The organism is Ferrimonas balearica (assembly GCF_019802055.1).
In the GTDB taxonomy this organism is placed as follows: Bacteria; Pseudomonadota; Gammaproteobacteria; order Enterobacterales; family Shewanellaceae; genus Ferrimonas; species Ferrimonas balearica_A.
On record NZ_JAHVHW010000014.1, the window covers coordinates 1 to 22,302 of the forward strand.

21 protein-coding genes and 1 pseudogene are annotated in these 22,302 nt (G+C 59.7%); 15 read left to right on the forward strand and 7 right to left on the reverse strand.

The window, feature by feature from the left end:
* Positions 1-147: 147 nt before the first annotated feature.
* On the reverse strand, positions 148-2,553 hold the full coding sequence (locus KUV52_RS18455) for a heavy metal translocating P-type ATPase (RefSeq protein WP_222527418.1): 2,406 nt from the start codon (positions 2,551-2,553) through the stop codon (positions 148-150).
* 74 nt (positions 2,554-2,627) lie between these two features.
* On the reverse strand, positions 2,628-3,050 hold the full coding sequence (locus KUV52_RS18460) for a DUF3859 domain-containing protein (RefSeq protein ID WP_222527419.1): 423 nt from the start codon (positions 3,048-3,050) through the stop codon (positions 2,628-2,630).
* A 108-nt stretch (positions 3,051-3,158) separates the two neighbouring features.
* On the opposite strand from KUV52_RS18460, the gene KUV52_RS18465 reads away from it, so the two are divergent.
* The gene (locus tag KUV52_RS18465) at positions 3,159-3,848 is read left to right on the forward strand and encodes a glutathione S-transferase N-terminal domain-containing protein (protein ID WP_222527420.1); all 690 of its coding nucleotides are present in this window, start codon (positions 3,159-3,161) and stop codon (positions 3,846-3,848) included.
* Between the two features lie 34 nt (positions 3,849-3,882).
* Here KUV52_RS18465 and KUV52_RS18470 read toward each other — a convergent pair whose 3' ends face one another.
* Complete coding sequence (locus tag KUV52_RS18470; RefSeq protein WP_222527421.1) at positions 3,883-4,308, reverse strand: hypothetical protein; 426 nt, start codon at positions 4,306-4,308, stop codon at positions 3,883-3,885.
* A gap of 140 nt (positions 4,309-4,448) precedes the next feature.
* Between KUV52_RS18470 and KUV52_RS18475 the strand changes: the two genes are divergently transcribed.
* A complete protein-coding gene (locus tag KUV52_RS18475) occupies positions 4,449-5,369 on the forward strand; it encodes an SPFH domain-containing protein (protein ID WP_222527422.1) in 921 nt (306 codons plus the stop codon).
* A complete protein-coding gene (locus tag KUV52_RS18480) occupies positions 5,369-5,824 on the forward strand; it encodes an NfeD family protein (protein WP_222527423.1) in 456 nt (151 codons plus the stop codon). The genes KUV52_RS18475 and KUV52_RS18480 overlap by 1 nt, the downstream gene beginning before the upstream one ends.
* Positions 5,825-5,903: 79 nt before the next feature.
* Here the strand turns inward: KUV52_RS18480 and KUV52_RS18485 are convergent, their stop codons facing one another.
* Together KUV52_RS18485 and plsB are read right to left on the reverse strand one after the other, a co-directional pair.
* Positions 5,904-6,620: a tRNA-uridine aminocarboxypropyltransferase gene (locus tag KUV52_RS18485; protein ID WP_222527424.1), complete on the reverse strand. Its 717-nt coding sequence runs from the start codon at positions 6,618-6,620 to the stop codon at positions 5,904-5,906.
* Positions 6,621-6,676: 56 nt separating this feature from the next.
* Positions 6,677-9,085: a glycerol-3-phosphate 1-O-acyltransferase PlsB gene (gene plsB / locus KUV52_RS18490; protein WP_222527425.1), complete on the reverse strand. Its 2,409-nt coding sequence runs from the start codon at positions 9,083-9,085 to the stop codon at positions 6,677-6,679.
* A gap of 276 nt (positions 9,086-9,361) precedes the next feature.
* Here plsB and lexA point away from each other — a divergent pair, with 276 nt between their 5' ends.
* The 6 genes and pseudogenes from lexA to KUV52_RS18520 all read left to right on the forward strand — a co-directional run bounded on the left by lexA (position 9,362) and on the right by KUV52_RS18520 (position 15,103).
* Positions 9,362-9,985, forward strand: coding sequence for a transcriptional repressor LexA (gene lexA / locus KUV52_RS18495; protein WP_222527426.1), 624 nt, complete (start codon positions 9,362-9,364; stop codon positions 9,983-9,985).
* The gene (locus KUV52_RS18500) at positions 9,985-10,440 is read left to right on the forward strand and encodes a cell division protein (protein WP_222527427.1); all 456 of its coding nucleotides are present in this window, start codon (positions 9,985-9,987) and stop codon (positions 10,438-10,440) included. The genes lexA and KUV52_RS18500 overlap by 1 nt, the downstream gene beginning before the upstream one ends.
* Before the next feature lie 507 nt (positions 10,441-10,947).
* Positions 10,948-12,015: pseudogene (gene coxB, locus KUV52_RS18505) on the forward strand (cytochrome c oxidase subunit II); the annotation flags it as partial.
* Positions 12,016-12,050: 35 nt separating this feature from the next.
* Complete coding sequence (gene ctaD / locus KUV52_RS18510; protein WP_222527428.1) at positions 12,051-13,673, forward strand: cytochrome c oxidase subunit I; 1,623 nt, start codon at positions 12,051-12,053, stop codon at positions 13,671-13,673.
* A 7-nt stretch (positions 13,674-13,680) separates the two neighbouring features.
* Positions 13,681-14,220 carry a cytochrome c oxidase assembly protein gene (locus KUV52_RS18515; RefSeq protein ID WP_222527429.1) on the forward strand — a complete coding sequence of 180 codons (540 nt, stop codon included), beginning with the start codon at positions 13,681-13,683 and terminating at the stop codon, positions 14,218-14,220.
* Between the two features lie 10 nt (positions 14,221-14,230).
* On the forward strand, positions 14,231-15,103 hold the full coding sequence (locus tag KUV52_RS18520; RefSeq protein WP_222527430.1) for a cytochrome c oxidase subunit 3: 873 nt from the start codon (positions 14,231-14,233) through the stop codon (positions 15,101-15,103).
* 52 nt (positions 15,104-15,155) lie between these two features.
* Here the strand turns inward: KUV52_RS18520 and KUV52_RS19055 are convergent, their stop codons facing one another.
* Positions 15,156-15,365, reverse strand: coding sequence for a DUF2909 family protein (locus KUV52_RS19055; protein WP_222527431.1), 210 nt, complete (start codon positions 15,363-15,365; stop codon positions 15,156-15,158).
* A gap of 33 nt (positions 15,366-15,398) precedes the next feature.
* Between KUV52_RS19055 and KUV52_RS18530 the strand changes: the two genes are divergently transcribed.
* Genes KUV52_RS18530 through KUV52_RS18550 form a run of 5 tightly spaced genes read left to right on the forward strand, consistent with a single transcriptional unit; the run spans position 15,399 to position 19,266 of the window.
* Positions 15,399-16,142, forward strand: coding sequence for an SURF1 family protein (locus KUV52_RS18530; RefSeq protein ID WP_222527432.1), 744 nt, complete (start codon positions 15,399-15,401; stop codon positions 16,140-16,142).
* Between the two features lie 57 nt (positions 16,143-16,199).
* Positions 16,200-16,754: a hypothetical protein gene (locus KUV52_RS18535; protein ID WP_222527433.1), complete on the forward strand. Its 555-nt coding sequence runs from the start codon at positions 16,200-16,202 to the stop codon at positions 16,752-16,754.
* 8 nt (positions 16,755-16,762) lie between these two features.
* On the forward strand, positions 16,763-17,719 hold the full coding sequence (locus KUV52_RS18540) for a COX15/CtaA family protein (protein ID WP_222527434.1): 957 nt from the start codon (positions 16,763-16,765) through the stop codon (positions 17,717-17,719).
* Positions 17,720-18,625, forward strand: a complete 906-nt coding sequence (gene cyoE, locus KUV52_RS18545) for a heme o synthase (RefSeq protein ID WP_222527435.1) — start codon at positions 17,720-17,722, stop codon at positions 18,623-18,625.
* Positions 18,622-19,266, forward strand: coding sequence for an SCO family protein (locus tag KUV52_RS18550; protein WP_222527436.1), 645 nt, complete (start codon positions 18,622-18,624; stop codon positions 19,264-19,266). The genes cyoE and KUV52_RS18550 overlap by 4 nt, the downstream gene beginning before the upstream one ends.
* A gap of 612 nt (positions 19,267-19,878) precedes the next feature.
* On the opposite strand, the gene KUV52_RS18555 is transcribed toward KUV52_RS18550, so the two are convergent.
* On the reverse strand, positions 19,879-20,928 hold the full coding sequence (locus KUV52_RS18555) for a polysaccharide deacetylase family protein (protein WP_222527437.1): 1,050 nt from the start codon (positions 20,926-20,928) through the stop codon (positions 19,879-19,881).
* 20 nt (positions 20,929-20,948) lie between these two features.
* Between KUV52_RS18555 and dinF the strand changes: the two genes are divergently transcribed.
* On the forward strand, positions 20,949-22,286 hold the full coding sequence (dinF, locus tag KUV52_RS18560; RefSeq protein ID WP_222527438.1) for an MATE family efflux transporter DinF: 1,338 nt from the start codon (positions 20,949-20,951) through the stop codon (positions 22,284-22,286).
* Positions 22,287-22,302: the final 16 nt, after the last annotated feature.

The window sequence follows — 22,302 nt, forward strand, 5'->3', positions numbered from 1 at the left end:
TCCCGGCAAAGGGGGTAATGATACCTCTGAAGTCACATGCCTGTGGCATCCCCATAAACCAAAAAGCCCCCTTGAAGGGGGCTAATCAAAGCCACCTGCTATGCAGGTGGTTTTTTACTCTGAGGGTTTCGCCAACCAGGGCGAATGTTAATGACGAGGCTGGAACCAGCGCAACCGGTTGGCGTTGGTGACCACCGTCAGTGAGGAGAGCGCCATGGCCGCACCCGCAACAACCGGGTTCAGCAGGGTGCCTGTCAGCGGGTAGAGCACCCCGGCCGCGATCGGGATCCCCAGGCTGTTGTAGATAAAGGCCCCAAACAGGTTCTGCTTGATATTGCGCAGTGTCGCCCGGGACAGAGCGATGGCATCGGCAACGCCATGCAGTGAGGATCGGATCAGAATGATGTCCGCCGAGGCCTTGGCGATGTCGGTACCGGAGCCAATGGCAAAACCGACATCCGCCTGGGCCAGAGCCGGGGCATCGTTGATGCCGTCACCGGCCATGGCAACCTTGTCACCGGATTGCTGCAGTGATTTGAGTACCCGTACTTTATCTTCCGGGCGCATCTGAGCTTCAAACTGGTCGATGCCCAGTTGACGGGCAACCGCGGCCGCCGTATCCGGGTGATCGCCGGTCAGCATCACCACTTTGATGCCCTGAGTGTGTAACCGGTCGATGGCACTTCTGGCGTCATCGCGGATCGGGTCGGCAATGGCCAGCACCCCTTGAAGCTGACCATCTGCCGCCAGATAAACCGGGGTTTTTCCCTCGTTGGCCAGTCGCGCGACTTCAGCGTCCAGTGAGTCGGTGTCCACGTGCCACTGGGTCATCATGGCATGGTTGCCCAGGATCAGGTGCCGGCCCTCGACCTGCCCCTCCACACCGAGTCCGGTATGAGCCTCAAACTCATTGAGCGGGGGCAGTGTTTCCCCATGGGCAGCGTGGAGAATCGCTTCAGCCAACGGGTGCTCCGAGCCCTGCTCAAGCGCCGCCGCCTGAATCAGCAGGCGATGGGGTTCGACGCCGGGCGCGGGAAGCTGGTCAGTGACTGAGGGGCGTCCTTCCGTCAGGGTGCCGGTTTTGTCCACCACCAGAGCGGTAAGGTCCGTCGCGGTTTGCAGCGCGCTCCCCTCCCGTACCAGCAGTCCCAGTTGAGCGGCCTTACCTACACCGTTGATCACCGACATGGGGGTAGCCAGCCCCAGTGCGCAGGGGCAAGCGATGATCAGTACCGTCGTCAGTACCACCAGCGCGTGGGTCAGGCGTGGGTCTGGCCCCCACAGGAACCAGATGGTGGCGCTGATCAGCGCAATCAGCACTACCGCCGGAACAAATACCGCGGAGATGCGATTGGCCAGGTTGGCGATGGGGAGCTTGCTGCTCTGAGCGTGGCGAACCAGCTCGATGATCTGGGCCAGTGCCGTGTCTGCGCCCACCCGCTGGGCGCTCATGATCAGGCTGCCCTGCTTATTCAGCGTGCCTGCACTCAGTTCGCCGCCGGAAACTTTCTCTACCGGCATCGGTTCGCCGGTGAGCATCGACTCGTCCACCAGGGAGCGCCCCTCCAGCACAACCCCATCGACGGGCACCTGTTCGCCGGGACGCAGCCGTAACTGGTCACCGACCTGAACCAGCCGAATGGGCATGTCCCGCTCCTGCCCATCGCGGATCACCCGGGCGGTTTTGGGACGCAGTGCCATCAGTTGGCGCAGTGCGGTGTTGGTTTTGCTCTTGGCCCGATGCTCCAACGCCTGGCCGAGGTTAATCAGGCCGATGATCATGGCTGAGGCTTCAAAGTAGAGGTGACGGCTGGCAGCTGGAAACGCTTCCGGTATCAGCACCACCGCCATACTGAACAGCCAGGCGGTGCCGGTGCCAAGGGCAATCAAGGTGTCCATGGTGGCGCTGCCATGCTTCAGAGCCTGCCAGGCACCACGGAAGTAGTGGCCTCCGGCGTAGATCAGCATCACCAGAGTCAGACCACCGGCGGCGCCCCAAAGCCATTGATCGGTCCAGGACTCTACGGTCATGCCGTCGATCCAACCCCATACCATCATGACCAGCCCCAGGGTCAGTGCCAGCGCGCTCTGCATCATCTGGGTGCGGAATCCACTGACGTGTGTGCTGTCATCCTCGCTGAGGGGGGCATCCTGAAGGTCGCCGGGATATCCGATGGAGTCCAGGGCGGAAAGCGCTTGCGGCAAGTTGTAGCGACCAGAAATCAGGACGGTTTTGTCCGCCAGATTGACCTGCACCCGGGTGACACCCGGGAGGGCGGAGAGGGCGTTTTCGACCTTGCCGACACAGCTGGCACAGCGCATTCCTGGGACGGACAGGGAATCTTCATTTTCCGCCAACGGGCGGGCGGGGTAGCCGATGGTGTCCAGGGCTTGGATCAGCGCATCGGGAGTCGCCTCCCCGGTGATCTCAACACTCTGGTCGGCCAGATTGACCTGGACGCTCTTTACACCGTCGATAGGCGTCAAAGCCGCTTCGATTTTGCTGACGCAGGAGGCGCATCGCGCCCCCTCAATATGCAGTTGGATGGTCATCACTGCGCGCTCAAGGAGAAGGGGTAGCCTCAGGCTAAAGTCTCCCACAAGGGGAGAGTCAAGCGGCTTTGGGATCAGAGAAACTGCGCCTCCGGCAGCAGGATCACTTCAAACCGCTCCATAAACAGGGGCACATCATCCTGCATCAGAAAGATCACCCACTCGCCGGGCTGCAGCTCCTCTTCAAACTCAAACTCCCAGACCACCGTATTGGGCTGTCCCGGTTGCAGGTATTGCACCCAGCCACTAGCTTCATGGCCAAGTGGCGGCATCGGAGGGTGCTGCACCACCACCTGCAGCGGGCGAGCCGAATCCCAGTCTGGATCCGGCAGAAAGCGAAAACCGAACAGATTTCCGAGCCGGGCGGGGATCCGCTCGGAAGCGAGCAGCAGTGCGGCATCGTGGTTGTCGCTGGCAAACAGCCCTTTTTCCACCACCTCCCCATTGGCTGAGAGGGCCGACAGCAGAAGAAAAAGAGCGATAGTAAGACGGTGCATCCAGTCTCCAAAGTGACAACGTCTCACCTGAGCTTAGGTGATCGTCAACCATGGCGACATCGTTTAAGCTCTCCTCGTCTGAGGGTAAAAATCTGCTAGGAGCACTGAATGATCGAACTGCACTACTGGCCCACGCCCAATGGTCATAAGATCACCCTGTTTTTGGAGGAAGCGGGCCTGGAGTATGACATCGTGCCGGTGAACATCGGTGCCGGTGACCAATTTAAGCCCGAGTTTCTTGCCATCGCCCCCAACAACCGGATGCCTGCCATTGTGGATAGAGCACCAGCCGATGGCGGCGGTCCGCTGTCGGTGTTTGAGTCCGGCGCCATCCTGGAGTACTTGGCGGACAAAGTGGGGCAGTTTCTGCCGAAACAGCCGCGCCCCCGTATGGTTGTGCTGCAGTGGCTGTATTGGCAGATGGGTGGACTGGGCCCAATGGCTGGCCAGAACCACCACTTCAACCATTACGCCCCCGAGGTCATTCCCTACGCTCAACAGCGTTATATCAAGGAGACCGCGCGCTTGTATGGCGTGCTGGATAAACAGTTGGAAGGGAAGGAGTATGTAGCCGGGGAGTACTCCATTGCGGACATGGCGATCTTCCCGTGGGCCAAGCTGTGGGAGGGGCAGGGACAGGATCTGAGCCAGTTCCCCAATATGGCTGCCTGGCTGGCGCGAATGGAGCAGCGGCCTGCGGTACAGCGCGCCTACGCCGTGGCGGAAAGCATTAAAGACGCCAAGCCCGCCAACGAGCTGTCCGAAGAGGACAAGAAGCGGCTGTTCAACCTGGATTGATCGAAAAACGGGAGCGCTCTGGCGCTCCCGTTTCTTATTGCTGCTTCTCGCGCAGCTTCTCGGCCTCTTTCCTGGCCTCTTCACTCATCTCTTCGGCTTGCTTCTGGGCCTCATCCAGCGCCTCTTCGGTGGCGACTTTGGCATCATCATAAGCCTCTGTCGCTGCCCCTTTGGCTTCATCGTAGGCTTCCGAGGTGGCGTCCTTGGCGTCTTTATAGGCATCCGACGCGGCGTCTTTGGCACCTTCATAGGCATCACCAGCAGCGCCTTTAGCCTCTTCGTAGGCGTCATCCACCTTGGCTCGAGCCTCTTCAGCAGCGGCCTGGGCTTCCTCCTTCATCTGTTCGGCTTTGGCAGCCGCTTTGTCGAGGGCGTCCTGCATCTCCTCTTTTTTCTGCTCGCTGCAGGCGGTCAGACCCAGAAGGATCAGCGCCGCCACAACAGGGATCCTTGCGTTCATTGCAATCTCCTCGGGAAGGGCAGCCGGTCACGATACCGGCAGCTCGAGTGTAGCAGAAGGGGCCTACTCGTAAGTCCTGTTGCTGCGGAGTCGAATGGAGTACAGTCGGTTTTTTGGTCGACATTTCAATGGAGTGAAAGATGTTTGGTACCGATATTGTCGCCCTGGTACTGGTTGGGCTGGCGGTGGTTCTGGTGGCCACCGGTGTAAAAATGGTGCCTCAGGGTTTCCAGTACACGGTGGAGCGTTTTGGTAAGTTCACCCGCACTCTGACGCCGGGCCTGAATTTGATTGTGCCCCTGGTGGACGGGATTGGCCGTAAACAGAACATGATGGAGCAGGTGCTGGACATCATGCCCCAGGAGGTGATCTCCGCAGATAACGCCCAAGTGACCACTGACGCAGTCTGCTTCTTCCAGGTTCAGGACGCGGTACGCGCCTCCTATGAGGTGAACAATCTTGAGCTGGCGATGCAGAACCTGGTGATGACCAATATCCGTGCGGTATTGGGCGCCATGGAGCTGGATGAGATGCTCTCCAACCGGGACCGCATCAACGCGGAACTGCTGATCAAGGTGGATGAAGCGACCGATCCATGGGGGGTCAAGGTGACCCGCATCGAGATCCGGGACATCAGCCCACCAGCAGATCTGGTGGATGCCATGGCCCGACAGATGAAAGCGGAGCGGGAAAAGCGTGCTTCCATCCTTGAGGCTGAAGGGGAGCGACAAGCGGCGATTCAGGTGGCAGAGGGTGAGAAGCAGTCCGCCATTTTGAAAGCGGAGGGTCAGCTGGAAGCGGCAAAGCGGGAGGCAGAAGCCCGGGAACGTCTGGCTGAAGCGGAAGCCAATGCGACCTCCATGGTGTCCAAAGCGATTGCCGAGGGGGATATGCAGGCGATCAACTACTTTGTCGCGCAGAAGTATGTCGAAGCGCTTAAAGAAGTGGCCGCTGCTGACAACAGTAAGCTGGTGATGATGCCACTGGAAGCCGGCAGCCTGATCGGTGCCGTAGGGGGCATCACCGAACTGCTGAAAGAGAGCGGAAAGAGGAGCGCCTGATGGCATTTTTGGACTCTTTGGCTGCGTGGCACTGGCTGGTTCTGGGACTGGTGCTGCTGGGTCTGGAGGCGCTGGGGGCCGGCGGATTCCTGCTGGGTGGTGCCGTGGCAGGCATCCTGTTGGCACTGCTGTTATGGCTGTGGCCTGAGATGGCCTGGTCCACCCAGTTTATCCTGTTCGCGGTCGCCGCCGTGGCCTTTACCGTGATCTACTGGCGAGGCTTCCGTCGTTTTAATCAGGCAACAGAGCAAACCGGTTTGAACGACCGAGCTGCTCAGCTGGTTGGTCGGGTGTTGGTCCTGGAGAAGGAGCTGGTCGCTGGCGAGGACAGAATCCAAATTGGCGATACGCTTTGGCGGGTACGCATTGACGTCTCCCTGCCAGCCGGCAGCCGGGTTCGTGTGCGGGAGAGTCAGGGCATGATACTGATTCTTGAGCCCGAGTCCGAAGCGTAAACCGGTCTTTTTCCGCCCTTGTCGGGGAGTCGCAATGACTCCGGATGTTCGAACGGGGTGCCTGGCTCAGCCAGGCACCTTAACGCCTGATCCCTTCCAGATAGCTGAACGGCTCGGTCTCTGAGGTCACGGGCAGTTGCCGTTTGCCTGCGTAGTAGCGCTGGGAAAACACCTGGAAAAAGGCATCCAGCACCTGAGCATTACGCTCATCACCACCGATGGCCAGCACCTGGGCCGCCACCTCGGCGGTGGCCAATTGGTGCTCGTGTGCGGCACTGCGCAACTTATAGCGGCTTAGGGCTTCCGGTGTGATGGAGAGCACCGGAAAACCCGCCAGGTAGTCGCTCTGGAACATCCGTCTTGCCTGCTTCCAGGTGCCATCCAGCAGCACCAGCAGGGGGACTTTCCCCTCGGCTACCTCAATTCGTTCCACCACCCGTTCCGGCTCGCTGTACTGGCCCGGGAACACGATCATCGGTTGATAACGGGGATCCGCCAGCAGGGCCAGCAGCGCGGGGTCTGGCTCGGTACGATCCCAGCAAAACGCTGCCGTGTTCGGCAGGATCTCAGCGATCAGACGACCGGTATTGGTGGGTTTCATCGGCTCTTTGTGGTGCATCAGCAGGCAGAAGCGCAGAGGGCTCTGGCCCGGTCGAGCCCAGGCGCAGCAACAGTGAGCCAGGGCGATCTGGCAGCGGGGGCAGCGCTCTACCGTGGCGCCCCGTGCAGCAAAGGGTTTACTGGCCAGTGCCAGGCGCTCGGCTCGCAGAGTGAGGACAGCGTTCTCTTGGGTCATGGTTTTGCCATTAAAAAAGGGCGGGGAGTGCCCGCCCTTCCATACAGTGTAACGACTCAGTCGTTGTTCATAATGCTGCTGTGGATGGAGGCGGGGATGAGACCCAGCACGGTTTTGGCCAGAGCCGTTACCTTCTCCTTATCCGCATCGTCACCCAGGCAACCCATCTCTTTCAGTCGGGTTGTCAGGGTGGTGAACACCTTCTTGTCGAAAAACTCCGGTGCGCTGAGACCGTGCAGTCGGGACAGACGCTCTGCCAGAATCTGACTCTCCTTCTCCAGAGTGCTGCGCTCGATCTCCGGCTCACGCTTGAGGCGGGAGAGTACGATGGCGTAGCGCTGCAGGGTTTCCTGCACCTGATTGGCCAGGTTGTACAGCTCAGCACGGCGGCTTTGACGGGGGATAAGCCCCTCTTTGCCCTCTTCGACCATCTCAAGGCGCACCAGCTCATTGAGCATCGCATTGAGATAGCACTCCAGCTCGCTGTCGTTCAGACCCATAAACAGCTCCGCTTCCAGCAGCGGATAGAGGGAACGGATCTCGGCGATGATCGCCTCACGGCTCATGCAGCCTTTGCGCAGCAGCAGACTGGCCATCAGTCCCGGCAACACCAGCAGGTGCAGAGTGTTGTTGCGGTAGTAAGTCAGGGTAACGGCATTGCCTTCATGGATGGAGACGATCTCCCCCATGGCGTCTTCGCTGACGTGGAACTTGTTCAGGTCCAGCACCTGCTGAAGCAGGTCTTTACCATCCCCTTCCGGCACTGTGGCCAACGGGGTGTAGGGCACGGCACGCAGCAGGTCCAGATAGAAATCCAGTTGCTTCTCCAGCGCCTTGCGGGGCATGGCGTGCTGCTCAGTGGCCAGCAGGATGGAGGCGGTCAACGTCATCGCTGATGCGGCAGCCGCGTCGTTGATGTGAGTCATCAACTGGTTGGCCAGCCGGTTCACCGTCGGCGTCATCCAGGCGTGTTTCATATCGCCATCCGCCGTGTCCTGACGCCAGCTGGGTGCATGTTCGTTCAGGAAGTGGTGGACGTTGATCGGCGCGCCAAAGTTAACGTAACCCTGACCGTAATCCTTCAGATTGCGGATCGCGGAGAACACCTGCCAGGCACTCTCCTTCTCCTTCTTCTTGCCCGCCAGCTCCTTATGGTAGGTGGACACCTCCATAACGTGGTCGTAACCGAGGTAGACCGGCACCAGTGTTACGGGGCGTTCGATGCCGCGCAGAACGCTGTTGATGGTCATGGCGATCATACCGGTCTTCGGCGGCAGAAGTCGTCCGGTACGGGAACGGCCCCCTTCACAGAAGTACTCGACGGAGTAGCCGCGCTTGAACAGCTGGTCCAAATATTCACGGAACACGGCTGAGTAGAGCTTGTTGCCCTTAAAGGAGCGGCGGATAAAGAAAGCGCCGCCACGGCGGAAGATGGGGCCGGCTGGCCAGAAGTTCAGGTTAACCCCGGCGGCGATGTGCGGCGGTACCATGCCTTGACGGTAGATCACGTAGGAGAGCAGCAGGTAATCCATATGGCTGCGGTGGCAGGGCACGAAGACGATCTCGTGGCCATCCTGGGACAGCTGGCGAATCTGCTCGGCACCGCGAACATTGATCCCCTTGTAGAGCTTGTTCCAGAGCCAGGTCAGTACCCGGTCACCGATACGCATCAGGCTGTCAGAGTAGTCTGCGGAGATCTCTTCCAAGTACTCCAGCGCGCGCTCGCGGGCCTTGGCTTCGGAGATTTTCTTGCTCTTGGCTTCGTCGGCGATCGCCTCCTTAATTGCTTCAGAGGCGAGGAGGCCATGGAACAGGGCCTGACGATCCGGCAGACGCGGGCCGGTGGCGACAGTGCGCTGACGGCCAAAGTGGACTCGGGCTACCCGGGCCAGCTTATTAGCGATGGTGGAGTCAGTACCGTGGTTGTCGGCCATGTGGCGCAGGGAAACGGCGCGGGAGAAGCGGATAAAGTTATCGCGCCCCAGCATCGCCAGGATAAATGTTTTGCGCAACCAGGTCGGGTTCTGCTTGTTGAGCAGCGTTGCTTTGACGCTCTCCTCTTTACCCGGGTTGCGGCCCCAGAGCAGGCTGACCGGAACCACCTGAACATCCAGATCTTCATGTTCACGGTGGAGGGCCAGCAGACGCTCAAAGCGGGCTTTGAAGTCGGTGGTACGCCCCTGGCCAAACAGCAGCTGTGCAGGCTCCAGCGCAATGATGCGGCTGACGGTTTCGCCTTTGATCTGCAAGGGTTCAAAGGGGCTCGGCAGTCCCAGCTTCTGGGTGCACTCGTGCAGAGCCAGCCGGTCGGAGAAGGACTCGTGGGGCAGCACGTATACCAAGGGACGACTGGGATCGAGATCCAGTTCGGCGATGGGGTCCTGTGGGACCGCTTTACTGGTCACCAGAGCTTTCTGGGCCCATCGGAGTGGCTGCTGCCACACCGGAAAGATGTTGTGACTCACGCAGTATGCTTCTTAATTCTGGACGTACGGAATTGGGGCAGAGTGTACACCGAAAGCGCAATAACTGGCAGGGCTGACAGAGTCGATTGTGTTTGTGCCGGTCTGGTCGGAGCTGCATGGCACTGGGATTGAGTGTCGAAGTCGGGCTCTTTCAGCAAGAACAACGGGATAACTTTATGCAGTGAACTGTTGAATTCATCACCATGCTGTATATACTCACAGTATCTACTGTATGAATAAACAGGGATTTAGCCGGTCCCCAGGAGCATGCCCGCGATGAAGCCACTCACGCCCCGCCAGAGTCAGGTGTTTGACCTGGTTCGCCAGCATATGCAGGACACCGGGATGCCGCCCACTCGGGCCGAGATTGCCCGTCAGCTGGGCTTCAAAAGTGCGAACGCCGCTGAAGAGCATCTGAAAGCACTGGCTCGTAAAGGGTTTATTGAGATTGTCCCCGGCACCTCCCGCGGCATCCGCCTGCTCTACAACGAGCCTGATCCGGAGCAACTGGGGCTGCCGCTGATCGGTCGCGTGGCCGCCGGTGAGCCTATCCTGGCGCAGGAACATGTGGAAACTCACTACCAGATGGATGGCAACCTGTTCCGACCTGCAGCCAATTACTTGCTGCGTGTTCGCGGCGATTCCATGAAGGAGATCGGCATTCTGGATGGCGATCTGCTGGCGGTTCACCAAACCCGTGACGCCCGAAATGGGCAGGTGGTGGTGGCTCGTGTAGGCGACGATGAAGTGACGGTGAAGCGTTTTGAACGTAAAGGCAACGTCGTCTATCTGCACGCTGAAAACGTAGATTTTGAACCGATTGTCGTCGATCTCGCTGATACGGCCCTGACCATTGAAGGTCTGGCGGTTGGCGTGGTGCGCAATGGAGGATGGCAGTAATGAAAACGCGGCAGGGAGTGCGACGGGAACATCCGGGTCTGTGGCAGCAGCCCGGCTTTGATTGGCAGCAGATCAACACCACCGCTCAGGGTGATGACGCCGGGCGCGATGCTCTGGCGGCTCTGGCGCCGCAGTTGGCGGATTTCAGTCGTGCGCCCCGCTGGCTGCTGTTGATCAATCCGCCCGCTTACGATTGGAAGTCGGTTCTGGCCAACGCCGGTGTCGATCTCAGCCGCGTTTTGCAGGTTCGCTGCGATGATGATGTGGCGGCCCAATGGGCGCTGGAGCAGGCGGTGTCCGGTCACACTTGTGCCGTTGCGCTGGCCTGGGTGCCGCAACTGGACGCCCGTGATCGCCGACGCCTTGAACTGGTCTCCCGCCGCGCTCACTGCCCCGCATTTCTGTTTGAAGCGGGTCAGTCCCACCCCCTGGAAATCATCAGTTCGCTTCACTGAGTAAGGCGCGAACAGTGCGCTTTGCTCAGTGCCTCGCTCGGCCAGTCTGTAATCCAGTGCGACAGACCTATGCGTTCGGGCCAGTTCATTCTGCATTCTCAGAGCAGAGAGGTTCACGGTAGCCTCCCCCGACATTGCCGGTCCCCCGGGGCTTTTTGCCCAATGCGTCGAAATCTCTCCTCTCATCGGCTCCGAAACCTCGGATTAAAGTTGATGCGGTAGAAGATCCTTTCTCTTTTCGCTCAACTTTTTATGATCTTGATCAACTTGTGCCCAGCTTGTAACTTGAGCAGCATAGGTGCCCAAATTACGACAACAGATCGGGTGCCATTGGCCGTAAGGCAGCCGTTGCGCAAGCAGTGAAAGCGTATGCCCGTGCCCTTATGGGGAGGGGAGCTGACATGGAGCAAAGCCGTGCTGTGATGGCTCTTCTCTGGACATTGCGAAAGCAATAGTCAGAGGAGAACATTTGTGAAGTCCAAGCTGTTGGGCAGCTTTGCTGCCCTGATGGCCATGCCATCAATGGCGAACTCTTCACCCTGGAACATGACATCCGGAGTGACAGAGATCAGCCAGCAGGTCTACGGCCTGCATATGACCATTTTCTATATCTGCTGTGCGATTGCGGCGGTGGTATTCGGGGTGATGATCTATGCCCTGATCCGTCATCGTAAATCCAAAGGCGCGGTGCCCGCGCATTTTCACGAAAGCACCAAGGTGGAGATCCTCTGGACGGTCATTCCGTTCCTGATCCTCATCGGTATGGCGGTGCCCGCAACCAGTACTCTGATCGCGATGGAGGATCCCTCCGAAGCGGAACTCACCATCCAGATCACCGGTTCCCAGTGGAAGTGGCATTACAAGTACTTCGATTCTGAAGTCGAGTTCTACAGCCTGCTTTCCACTCCCGCAGAACAGATCGCCAATGCGGAAGCCAAAGGCGAAAACTACCTGCTTGAAGTGGATAAGCCACTGGTGATCCCTGCCAACCGCAAGGTGCGTTTCCTGCTGACCTCTGACGACGTGATCCACTCCTGGTGGGTACCGGCGTTTGCCGTGAAGAAGGACGCCAATCCGGGCTTCATCAACGAGGCGTGGACCAAGGTGGACGAGCCCGGCACCTACCGCGGCCAGTGCGCAGAGCTGTGCGGCAAAGACCACGGCTTTATGCCAGTGGTGGTTGAGGTGTTGCCGGAAGCGGAGTTTGACCTCTGGCTCGCTGAGCAACAGCAGGCCAGCGCCGCCGCTGCTGAAGCGGAGCAGGCGTCTTTGGCACAAACCCTGACACTGGAAGAGTCCATGGCCTTGGGTGAACAGGTCTATAACGGCCGATGTGCCGCCTGCCATCAGCCCAACGGAATGGGTTTACAGGGCGTATTCCCGGCCATCAATGGCAGCGCTATCGCGACCGGTCCGCTGGATGCCCACCTCAATATTGTGGTGCACGGCAAACCCGGTACCGCCATGCAGGCGTTCTCCAGCCAGTTGACGCTTAAGGAGCTGGCCTCGGTGATCACCTTCCAGCGCAATGCCTGGGATAACCAGACCGGCGATGTGGTGCAGACCGCGGAAGTGGCCAAGGCCCTCGGCCAGTAGCAGGAGATTAGGGAATGAATACTGTTGTAACGGATAGCGCCGTTGAGGAGCTGGAACGCCCCGGCATAATCGAAGAGCAGCATGACCATCACGAGCATCACCCAACGGGGATCAAGCGCTGGCTGCTGACCACAAACCACAAAGAGATCGGCACCCTCTACCTCTGGTTCAGTTTCATCATGTTCCTGACCGGCGGCGCCATGGCAATGGTGATCCGGGCCGAGCTGTTTCAGCCTGGCATGCAGCTGGTGGATCCGCACTTCTTTAACCAGATGACCACGGTCCACGGCCTGATCATGGTGTTTGGTGCGGTGATGCCCGCCTTTACCGGCCTGGCCAACTGGATGATCCCGATGATGATCGGGGCGCCGGATATGGCGCTGCCACGGATGAATAACTGGAGTTTCTGGATCCTGCCGTTCGCCTTTGCGCTGTTGATCGGCAGCCTCTTTATGGAGGGGGGCGGCCCCGCCTTTGGCTGGACCTTCTATGCGCCGCTGTCCACCGCCTTCAGTGGCGACTCCACGGCGTTGTTCGTGTTCTCCGTCCACATCATGGGGATCAGCTCCATCATGGGAGCGATCAACGTCATCGTGACCATTGTGAACCTGCGCGCCCCGGGCATGACCTGGATGAAGCTGCCGCTGTTCGTGTGGACCTGGCTTATCACCGCGTTTCTTCTGATCGCTGTGATGCCGGTGTTGGCGGGTGTGGTCACCATGGTGCTGACCGATAAGTACTTCGGTACCGCCTTTTTTGATGCCGCCGGTGGGGGTGACCCTGTGATGTTCCAGCACATCTTCTGGTTCTTCGGGCACCCCGAGGTGTACATCATGATCCTGCCGGCCTTCGGGGTGATCTCGGCCATTGTGCCCGCCTTCTCCCGTAAGAAGCTGTTTGGTTACGCCTCCATGGTGTACGCCACCGCTTCCATTGCCGGACTCTCCTTTATCGTCTGGGCGCACCACATGTTCACCACCGGTATGCCGGTGGCGGCCGAGCTGTTCTTCATGTACTGCACCATGCTGATCTCGGTACCCACCGGGGTGAAGGTGTTTAACTGGGTGGCTACCCTGTGGCGCGGTTCCATCAGCTTTGAAGCCCCGATGCTGTTCTCACTGGCCTTTATCGTGCTCTTTACCATCGGTGGTTTGTCCGGACTGATGCTGGCGATCACACCGGTGGATTTCCAGTACCACGACACCTACTTCGTGGTGGCCCATTTTCACTATGTGCTGGTGACCGGTGCAGTGTTCTCCATTATGGCGGCGGCGTACTACTGGCTGCCGAAGTGGACCGGCCATATGTACTCGGAAACCCTGGCGAAGTGGCACTTCTGGACCTCCATCATCTCGGTCAACGTGCTGTTCTTCCCGATGCATTTCCTGGGACTGGCGGGGATGCCCCGGCGTATCCCGGATTACGCGTTGCAGTTTGCTGACATCAATCAGGTGGTCTCCATCGGCGGCTTTGCCTTTGGGTTGTCACAGCTGATCTTCCTGGCGGTGGTGATCAAGTGCATCCGCGGTGGGGCGAAGGCTCCAGCCAAGCCCTGGGATGGCGCAGAAGGTCTGGAGTGGACGGTGCCTTCACCCGCGCCGCTGCACACCTTCGACACGCCGCCGAAGATCGCCTGAGGTTCGAATGGCGAACGCTAACGACAACAAGCGCCTCATCACCACCCTGATTCTGGTGGTGGTGGGGATGTTCGGATTCGGCTTTGCCTTGGTGCCCCTGTACGAGGTGTTTTGTGACATCACCGGCATCAATGGCAAAACCTCCGGCGAGGTGGCGGCAGTCAGCCGCACCGTGGATGAGCAGCGGGTGGTAACGGTGGAGTTTATCGCCCGTGTCCAGGGCGATATGCCCTGGGAGTTCAAACCCATGGTCAACCGTCTGAAGGTGCATCCGGGTGAAAGTCGACAGGTGGCGTTCTACGCCAAGAACCTGTCTGGCGATGCCACCGTCGGTCAGGCGATCCCCTCCGTCAGCCCCGGGCAGGGCGCGCTCTACTTCTCCAAGGTGGAGTGCTTCTGCTTTAACCAGCAGCCGCTGAAAGCGGGCGAAGAAGCCGAACTGGGCCTGATGTTCTATCTGGATCCGGCGCTGCCGCCGGATATCCACACCGTGACCCTCTCATACACGCTCTACAACATCACCGACAAGGTAAGTGAGCGAGGGTAAGGAGACCAATATGAGTCAACATGAACGCTATTACGTCCCCGCCCAGAGCCCCTGGCCCATTGTGGGTGCCGTGGGCCTGTTTCTGATTGCCCTGGGTGCGGGCAACTACGTGGCCAGTCTTTCCAAAGGCGGTGGCATGGGCGGCTATATCCTGCTGGCCGGGATCGCCGTCATTCTCTTTATGGTGGTGGGCTGGTTCCGCAATGTGATTGATGAGTCGATGTCCGGGCTCTATTCCCGCCAGATGGATCGGTCGTTCCGCCAGGGGATGAGCTGGTTCATCTTCTCGGAAGTGATGTTCTTTGCCGCCTTCTTCGGCGCTCTGTTCTATGCCCGGATGATCGCGGTGCCCTGGTTGGGCGGGGCAGGCAACAACGCCATGACCAGCGAGGTGCTCTGGCCCGCTTTTGAAGCGGTCTGGCCGCTGGTGAAGACACCGGGCGGGACCGAAACCCAAGCGATGGGGTGGGGCGGTTTGCCGCTCTACAACACCATCATTCTGGTGATCTCCTCCGTAACGCTGCATGTGGCCCATGTGGCGCTGGAGAAAAATAAACGTGGGGTGCTGACCGCCTGGCTGGGTGTGACGATTCTGCTGGGGATCGCCTTCCTGTTCCTTCAGGGTGAGGAGTACATCCACGCCTACACCGAGATGGGACTGACCCTGGATTCGGGTATCTACGGCAATACCTTCTTCCTGCTCACCGGTTTCCACGGCATGCATGTGACGCTGGGCACCATCATGTTGATCGTGATGTTTTTCCGGGTACTGAAGGGGCACTTCACACCGGAAAACCACTTTGGTTTCCAGGCCACCAGCTGGTACTGGCACTTTGTGGATGTGGTGTGGATCTGCCTGTTTGTCTTTGTGTACGTACTCTGACCTTCAGGCTTAGCGGGAGGCATTTCGGGTGCGTCGGGCGCACCCGTCTTGCTCAGTAGGGGCGGGGGTTGACCGGCAGCCAGCCAGCGACCATCGCCACAATAAGAAGCAGCAACAGCAGTGCGGAGAGCGCCACACGACGGCCCAGGTGCTGGGTCATGGAGTGCTCGCCGCCCCGAATCATCGCCAGTCCGGCGCGAGCCAGGCTGAACAGGATGTAGAGCAGCAGAAGTACGATGAGGGTCTTAAAGGCAGTGATCACAGAAACTCCTTTTCTGGCTTCAGGGAGTGTGGGATGAACAGACCTGTACGTCCTGCGGTCTGGGGTGTTCTTCTCCTCACTGTGCTGGCCATCGGCGTATTGGTCAAGCTGGGGATGTGGCAGCTCGACCGGGCCGAAGAGAAGCGAACCCTGATGGCGGATCTGGCCTCAAGGGAGTCGGTATCGCTCTCCTGGCCTCTCCCCGGAGATCCCGCCGAGCAGCTGGCCGGCCATCGTGTGTCGGGCATTGCCACCCCGGTTCCCGGCAAGGCGCTGCTGCTGGATAACCAGACCCGCGAGGGGCAGGTGGGCTACCGCTGGTTGCAGCCGGTCCGGCTCGATGATCAGGAGGCGCCCTGGTTGCTGCTGGACCTGGGTTTTATCCCGGTTCCCCGAGGCAGTCGTGCTCTGCCTGCCCTGCTGGCTCTGCCTGAACGCTTTATGGTCGAGGGGCGGTTGTACCAGGTAGGCCACAACCCACTCAATCCTGACCTGCTGCCGGAGGCGGGAGCGATAACCCGCATTCAGGCCCTGAATATGGCACAGCTGTCGGCGCATTGGTCGGCGTCAATTGTGCCGGTTGTGATGCTGGTGGAGTCCCCTTCAGAGCTGGGATATCCACGCTCCTGGGAACCGATAAACCTTAGCCCGGAAAAACATCAAGGCTATGCCCTGCAGTGGTTCGGGCTGGCTGTGGCGCTTACCGTCATTCTGCTGGTCATGCTGAATCGGGGACGCTTGCAACGGTCTGCTCAGGCCGATAGGTTGGAATCTTAAGTGTTGGCCATCTGCGGTACCGGTGGTCGTCGTGGAAGTGGAATAAGAGGAGCCCTCATGAACTCCCACAACAACGGTACCGCCAAACGCACACTGTGGCTGTTGCTGGCGGCGTTTACCCTGCCAGTGGTACTGGCCTATCTCTACCTCACTCAGGGCTGGTACCAGGGTGGGGCGACCAACAGGGGCCAACTGCTCTCCGGCCTCTCCTATGAGTCCCTCTCCGTCGCTAACCCGGCGCAACGTCAGTGGCAGGTGATCACCCTGCTGCCCGCAGAGTGCGACGCGGACTGCCTTGATCGTCTCGCAATGCTGCATCAGGCCCATATCGCCCTCGGCCGGGAGCAGGACCGGGTCGTGCCCCTGGTCTATCTGACGGCAGACAGCGATCCCGGCATCCGCGGCGAACTGACCAGTCGTTCTCTGCACATCGCCAACGCTGAGGCGGCCGTGGAGGAGGCGCTGATGCCGAACGGTCTGGTGGTGGTAGACCCGATGGGGCAGTGGGTGATGGGCTACCCGGCGGTTGCCGGTACCGAAGCCCATATTCAGCAGGGGCGTGATCTGCTCAGTGATCTGCGCAAGCTTTTGAAACTGAGCCGGATTGGCTAGGAGGGACCATGAAAAAACTGACCTTTGCGACCCTGTCCCTGGCCTTTGTGGTGATCCTCCTCGGGGCGTTTACCCGCCTGACCGATGCGGGGCTGGGTTGTCCCGACTGGCCCGGCTGTTACGGTTTTCTGACCGTGCCCTCCGAGCAGCATATCCCGATTGCCGAGGCCCGATTCCCGGAACGCCCGGTGGAAGCGGCCAAAGCGTGGGCGGAGATGGTGCATCGCTACGTGGCGGGCACGCTGGGATTAATGATCCTGGCTTTGGCGTTGGTTTCGCTGAAGCACAGCGGCCCGAAAAAGCTGCCTTGGGCGTTGGTGGGTCTGGTGATCTTTCAGGCCGCCCTGGGGATGTGGACCGTAACACTGGATCTGATGCCCGTGGTGGTGATGGGGCACCTGCTTGGGGGCTTTGCTATCTTCAGCCTACTGTTTCTTTTGTGGTTACGGCAGCACTCGGTGGCGGTGACCCTCTCTCCGTTAAGGGGTCTGGCGATGGTGGCCCTGGCGGTATTGGTGGGACAGATCATGCTTGGCGGCTGGACCTCAGCCAACTACGCGGCACTGGTCTGCACGCAACTGCCCATCTGTGAAGGGGACTGGATGGGAAACCTCTCCCCGCTTGAAGCGTTCCACCCACTGCCGCCCCCGGCAGAGAGCTACGAGTTTGGGGTACTGGATTACCCGGCCCGCATGACCATCCATGTAAGCCACCGGATCGGCGCCGTGATCACCGCACTGGTGTTGCTGTGGCTCTGGTGGCGTCTGCGTGAAAACGGAGCCAACCGCATTGCTGCAGTATTGGGGACCGTGTTGCTGGTGCAGGTTGCGCTGGGCGTGACCAATGTCGTTGGCTCGCTGCCGCTTCCGGTGGCCGTCGCGCACAACGGCGTGGCAGCACTGCTGCTGCTCACTCTGGTTTGGATCAACCATCTGGCCTGGCGCAGTCCGGCCAAGGAGGCGTAAATGGCTAAGCTGCAACTGGCTCTGATGGACACGCCCGCCTGGCCATGGCGGGACTACCTGGAGATGACCAAGCCTAAGGTGGTGGCACTGATGCTGGTCACCGCTTTGGTGGGGATGGCGCTGGCCAGTCCCGGCTGGATCCCTCTCAATGCCCTGTTCTTTGGCCTGACGGGCATCGGCCTGATGGCGGGTGCCGCAGCGGCCATCAACCATCTGGTGGATCGCCGTATCGACACCATTATGGCGCGCACACACAACCGTCCACTGCCGAAGGGGCGGGTGGCGCCAATGCAGGCGCTGGTGTTTGCTTCAGTGCTGGCGGTGGTGGGCTTTGTCATGCTCTATGCGCTGGTCAATCCGCTTACCGCCTGGCTCACTTTTGCCAGCCTGATCGGCTACGCCGGGATCTACACCGGCTTCCTTAAACGCGCTACCCCGCAGAACATTGTGATCGGCGGTCTGGCTGGCGCCATGCCACCCCTGTTGGGTTGGACCGCGGTCACTGGGGATTTCCATGGCCACGGCATGTTGCTGGTGATCATCATCTTTGCCTGGACGCCGCCCCATTTCTGGGCCCTCGCCATCCACCGCAAAGCGGATTACGCCAAGGCGGGATTACCGATGCTGCCGGTAACCCACGGGGTGGAGTACACCAAAACTCACATCCTGCTTTACAGCTTCCTGCTGGCGCTGGCCTGTTTGCTGCCGGTTCTGGTGGGGATGAGCGGCGCCCTTTACCTGATGGGGTCTACGGTGCTCAGTGGCTGGTTTCTCTGGCGTGCCTGGCAACTGAAGTTCCAACCGGAACGCTATGAGCCGATCAAGCTGTTCCTGTTCTCCATCTGGCAACTGCTGGCGCTGTTTGTGTTGATGCTGGTGGACCACTATCTGGGGTTGTGGCTATGAAGGCATCAAGCCAATGGATCATTCTGCTGGGGTTGGTTGCCCTGATGGCCGGCCTCTCCTTCAGCCTGCAGGATGCGGCACCCCGTCCCACCGTGTCAGCCCTGTGGCTTGAGCAACCCCGGGCTTTGCCGGAGTTTGCCCTCACCGACCATCAGGGTCAGCCCTTTGATCGTGCCCGACTGGAGGGACGGTGGAGCCTGATTTTTGTGGGCTACACCTCCTGCCCCGACGTGTGCCCGACCACCATGTCGGATCTGGCCCGAGTCTACCCGAAGCTGGAGCGCTCGCTGGGTGACGATCCGGTTCAGGTGATTCTGTTGTCGGTCGACCCGGCCCGGGATGCGCCGGAGAAGCTGGGTCAGTACGTTGAGTTCTTCCGTCCCGGCTTTCAGGCGGTCACCGGTGACCATGCCCAGCTTTACCCTTTTACCCAGTCTCTTGGCCTGGTTTACGCCCTGGTGGATAACCCCAACGGTGGTGAGTACCTGGTGGATCACTCCGCCGATCTGGTGCTGATTAACCCAAGGGGAGAGATCGAAGCGTTTTTCCGGCCCACTGGTGAATTGGGCACTCTGCGGAAGGTTTCCATGGCACAGCTGGAGCATGATCTGCCGGTGATTGTGGAGGCCTATTCGGGGTGAAACGCGCTGGAAATGAGCAATAAAAAAGGACACTTTGGTGTCCTTTTTTGTTGTCATCCCAAAACCACCGCCTATGGCGGTGGTGAACAGAATTTTGGGGCTTTGCCCGTAGAGTTGAGACTTCTAAATATATTCGCGTAAACGGATAAGTAGACGAGCCTCAAAATCGAATCCGTTTGATGGTGTTTCACGGCGAAAGCCGTCCACCTTCGCCGACTCGCGGCGCCGAGCGTGAGCGACTGGGAATGAAGCCGAGGGCCATGGAAGGCCCGAGTGGCCAGCCGAGCATGGGTGAACGCCGATAGGCGTGAACGCGGAGCCATGGAGGGCGGAGCCGGCTTTTTGGAAAGGGTATGGATAGCCCTTTCCAAAAACGAGTCTGGCCAGAGCTGAAATGGAAAGGAGAGGGAGCGAGGGGCTTTCGTCGCGCCGGAGGCATAGGGGAGTCCAGAGGGGCGTTAGCCCTTCTGGCGGCCGCCGGGCCGCTCCCGGCAAAAGGGGGTAATGGCTTCGCTACAGTTACATACCTGTGGCATCCCCGAAAACAAAAAGCCCCCTTAAAGGGGGCTAATCAAAGCCACCTGCTATGCAGGTGGATATTTACACTTGGTCTTACTCCGCCGGCCAGCTGCCGTCCGGATTGGCTTGAATCCAGGGCTGGGAGTACCAGTAGTAGCCGTTCTGAGTGCGGCTGGGCGCGGTGCAGTTGTAGCGACTGCGACCGGCAGGCATCGGCAGGTCCGCCTGAATGGTGAAGGTGTTGTCATCCAGCCAGGTTGGCGCTTTGGCGCCCTGGCCTTGGATGTAGCACATCAGCTCTTTGGTGCGGACGTCCTTGCCATCAAGGGTGACGGTCAGAGTAGGGCGGTTGCGGCCAATCAGCTCGGACTCCTCGCCGTCCACGGCGACAACCGGCATGTTCAGACTGTGCAGTTTGACCTTCAGGGTGGCCATATCGGCGTAGGGACCGGCCACCGGGTAGCGGGGAACGGCGGTCAGACTGGAGTAGGGACCAGCGGCACCGGAGTGCTGGCCAATGCCAACAAAGCCCATGTTGTCCAGCAACTTGCGCAGGGCCTGGTTGTATTCACCATAGGGGTACGCCAGCATCTTTACGTTGTGGCCGATCTCTTCAGTGATGATCGTCTCTGTCTTCTCGATGTCTGCGCGGATCCGGGCTTCCCACTGCGCTTGAGTCTCGCCCTCAAAGCGGCGGATCAAGTGGTCATGCGCCTCGCTGTGGTTGGCGATGGTGGCGCCCTCTTTGCTCAGAACTCGCAAGGTGTCCCAATCCATCATATTGGCACGGCCGACCGGGGCGGGATTGATAAAGAGGGTGTAGGGGAAGCCATAACGCTTCAGCACCGGATGACCGTTTTCATAGATGTTCTGAAAGCCGTCATCAAAGGTGATGGCAACGGTCTTCGGAGGGAGCGGGGTCTTGCTGCGGATGGCGTCGATGACGGTTTGCAGAGAGACGACATTGAACTGGTTCTCGGCCAGGTAGGCCATCTGCTCTTCAAACTGGGCGGGAGTCACCGAGGTGATGGCCGGCGTGTTTTCGCTGACGTGGTGGTACTGTAGGATCACCGCAGCCTGTACCGGCAATGCAGCGCACCACAGCGGCAGCCACGTGAGCAGCCGGAGTATCGAATTCTTCATTGAGGTTCCCAATTCCTGTTATGACGATCACCGCCATTTTGCGGCAGTGGGAGGGGCATCGACGCACCTTTATGCTGGCGCTGCCGATGATCCTGTCCAACGTCACTATCCCCTTGTTGGGGCTGGTAGATACGGCCGTGATCGGCCATCTCAGCGACGCCTACTATTTGGGTGGCGTCGCCGTTGGCGCGATGATTATAACCTTTTTGTTTTGGATTCTGGGATTTTTGCGGATGGCCACCACAGGCTTGGTGGCCCAGGCCTTTGGTGCGGGCGATCCCCTGTCTCAGCTGAGGGTGGTGTTCCAGGCGGGCGCAATGGCGCTGATGCTGGCAATGCTGTTGCTGCTGTTCCAGGCACCCATCCTCTCGATGGCTTTAATGCTGGTTGGGGGCAGTGCCGAGGTGCAGCACTATGCCAGCGTCTACTTCTCCGTTCGGATCTGGTCCGCCCCTGCGGCACTGCTCAACCTGGCACTGCTCGGTTATCTGCTGGGCCGGCAGAGCCCACGCTCGGCGATGTGGCTGCTGCTCTGCACCAATGGTCTGAATATCGCGCTGGATCTGCTATTTGTGGTGGGTTTTGGCTGGGGTGTGGCAGGCGCAGCCGGGGCCAGTGTGATCGCCGACTATGGCGCATTAGCGCTGGCGCTGACCCTGGTCTGGCATCAGCTGCCCCCGGAGCTTCGCAGCAAAACCACCTTGAGTTTGCTCAATCTCAAGGGGTGTGGCCGATTGCTGGCACTGAATCGGGACATCTTTATTCGCACCCTGTGTCTGCAGCTCTGCATGGCCTTTGTTACCGCACAGGGAGCACGTCTTGGCGATGCGGTGGTGGCCGCCAACTCGGTACTGATGAACTTCACGCTGCTGATGGCCTACGCTCTGGATGGGTTTGCCTATGCCGCTGAGGCCGAGGTGGGGCGAGCCAGTGGTGCGCGGGACCGGGATGGGATCCGCCATGCGGTGGTGCTTGGCGGGTTTTGGTCAGCGCTGACCGCCGGTGCCTTTACCCTGCTGTTTTGGACTGGCGGTGAGGGGATCATTGCGCTGCTGACCAGCATCGAGGCGGTTCGTACCACGGCGACGGAATACCTGCCCTGGGTGGTGATATACCCATTACTGGCCTTCACCTGTTTTCTGTTTGATGGGGTCTATATCGGCGCCGCTCGCGGGCGTGAGATGCGCAACAGCATGGTGTGGTCTGCGCTGGGGTTCTTTGCCCTGTGGGCTGCGACCCAATCCGCGCTGCCGGGCAACCATGCCTTGTGGATGGCGTTTTGCGGCTTTATCGCCCTGCGCAGCGTGACCCTGTCTGGCCACTTCTGGTGGAGCTGGCGACAGGGGCAGTGGGGATAACAAAACGCCGGCCATC

What these genes read in the sequence shown, in the direction of transcription:
- dinF (WP_222527438.1), top strand. Translation starts at nt 20,949, where the DNA reads ATGACGATCACCGCCATTTTGCGGCAGTGGGAGGGGCATCGACGCACC.
- KUV52_RS18480 (WP_222527423.1), top strand. Translation starts at nt 5,369, where the DNA reads ATGGCATTTTTGGACTCTTTGGCTGCGTGGCACTGGCTGGTTCTGGGA.
- KUV52_RS18520 (WP_222527430.1), top strand. Translation starts at nt 14,231, where the DNA reads ATGAGTCAACATGAACGCTATTACGTCCCCGCCCAGAGCCCCTGGCCC.
- KUV52_RS18530 (WP_222527432.1), top strand. Translation starts at nt 15,399, where the DNA reads ATGAACAGACCTGTACGTCCTGCGGTCTGGGGTGTTCTTCTCCTCACT.
- KUV52_RS18555 (WP_222527437.1), bottom strand. Translation starts at nt 20,928, where the DNA reads ATGAAGAATTCGATACTCCGGCTGCTCACGTGGCTGCCGCTGTGGTGC.
- lexA (WP_222527426.1), top strand. Translation starts at nt 9,362, where the DNA reads ATGAAGCCACTCACGCCCCGCCAGAGTCAGGTGTTTGACCTGGTTCGC.
- KUV52_RS18470 (WP_222527421.1), bottom strand. Translation starts at nt 4,308, where the DNA reads ATGAACGCAAGGATCCCTGTTGTGGCGGCGCTGATCCTTCTGGGTCTG.
- KUV52_RS18475 (WP_222527422.1), top strand. Translation starts at nt 4,449, where the DNA reads ATGTTTGGTACCGATATTGTCGCCCTGGTACTGGTTGGGCTGGCGGTG.
- KUV52_RS18500 (WP_222527427.1), top strand. Translation starts at nt 9,985, where the DNA reads ATGAAAACGCGGCAGGGAGTGCGACGGGAACATCCGGGTCTGTGGCAG.
- KUV52_RS18535 (WP_222527433.1), top strand. Translation starts at nt 16,200, where the DNA reads ATGAACTCCCACAACAACGGTACCGCCAAACGCACACTGTGGCTGTTG.
- KUV52_RS18455 (WP_222527418.1), bottom strand. Translation starts at nt 2,553, where the DNA reads ATGACCATCCAACTGCATATTGAGGGGGCGCGATGCGCCTCCTGCGTC.
- KUV52_RS18485 (WP_222527424.1), bottom strand. Translation starts at nt 6,620, where the DNA reads ATGACCCAAGAGAACGCTGTCCTCACTCTGCGAGCCGAGCGCCTGGCA.
- KUV52_RS18550 (WP_222527436.1), top strand. Translation starts at nt 18,622, where the DNA reads ATGAAGGCATCAAGCCAATGGATCATTCTGCTGGGGTTGGTTGCCCTG.
- KUV52_RS18515 (WP_222527429.1), top strand. Translation starts at nt 13,681, where the DNA reads ATGGCGAACGCTAACGACAACAAGCGCCTCATCACCACCCTGATTCTG.
- ctaD (WP_222527428.1), top strand. Translation starts at nt 12,051, where the DNA reads ATGAATACTGTTGTAACGGATAGCGCCGTTGAGGAGCTGGAACGCCCC.
- KUV52_RS18540 (WP_222527434.1), top strand. Translation starts at nt 16,763, where the DNA reads ATGAAAAAACTGACCTTTGCGACCCTGTCCCTGGCCTTTGTGGTGATC.
- KUV52_RS18465 (WP_222527420.1), top strand. Translation starts at nt 3,159, where the DNA reads ATGATCGAACTGCACTACTGGCCCACGCCCAATGGTCATAAGATCACC.
- KUV52_RS18460 (WP_222527419.1), bottom strand. Translation starts at nt 3,050, where the DNA reads ATGCACCGTCTTACTATCGCTCTTTTTCTTCTGCTGTCGGCCCTCTCA.
- cyoE (WP_222527435.1), top strand. Translation starts at nt 17,720, where the DNA reads ATGGCTAAGCTGCAACTGGCTCTGATGGACACGCCCGCCTGGCCATGG.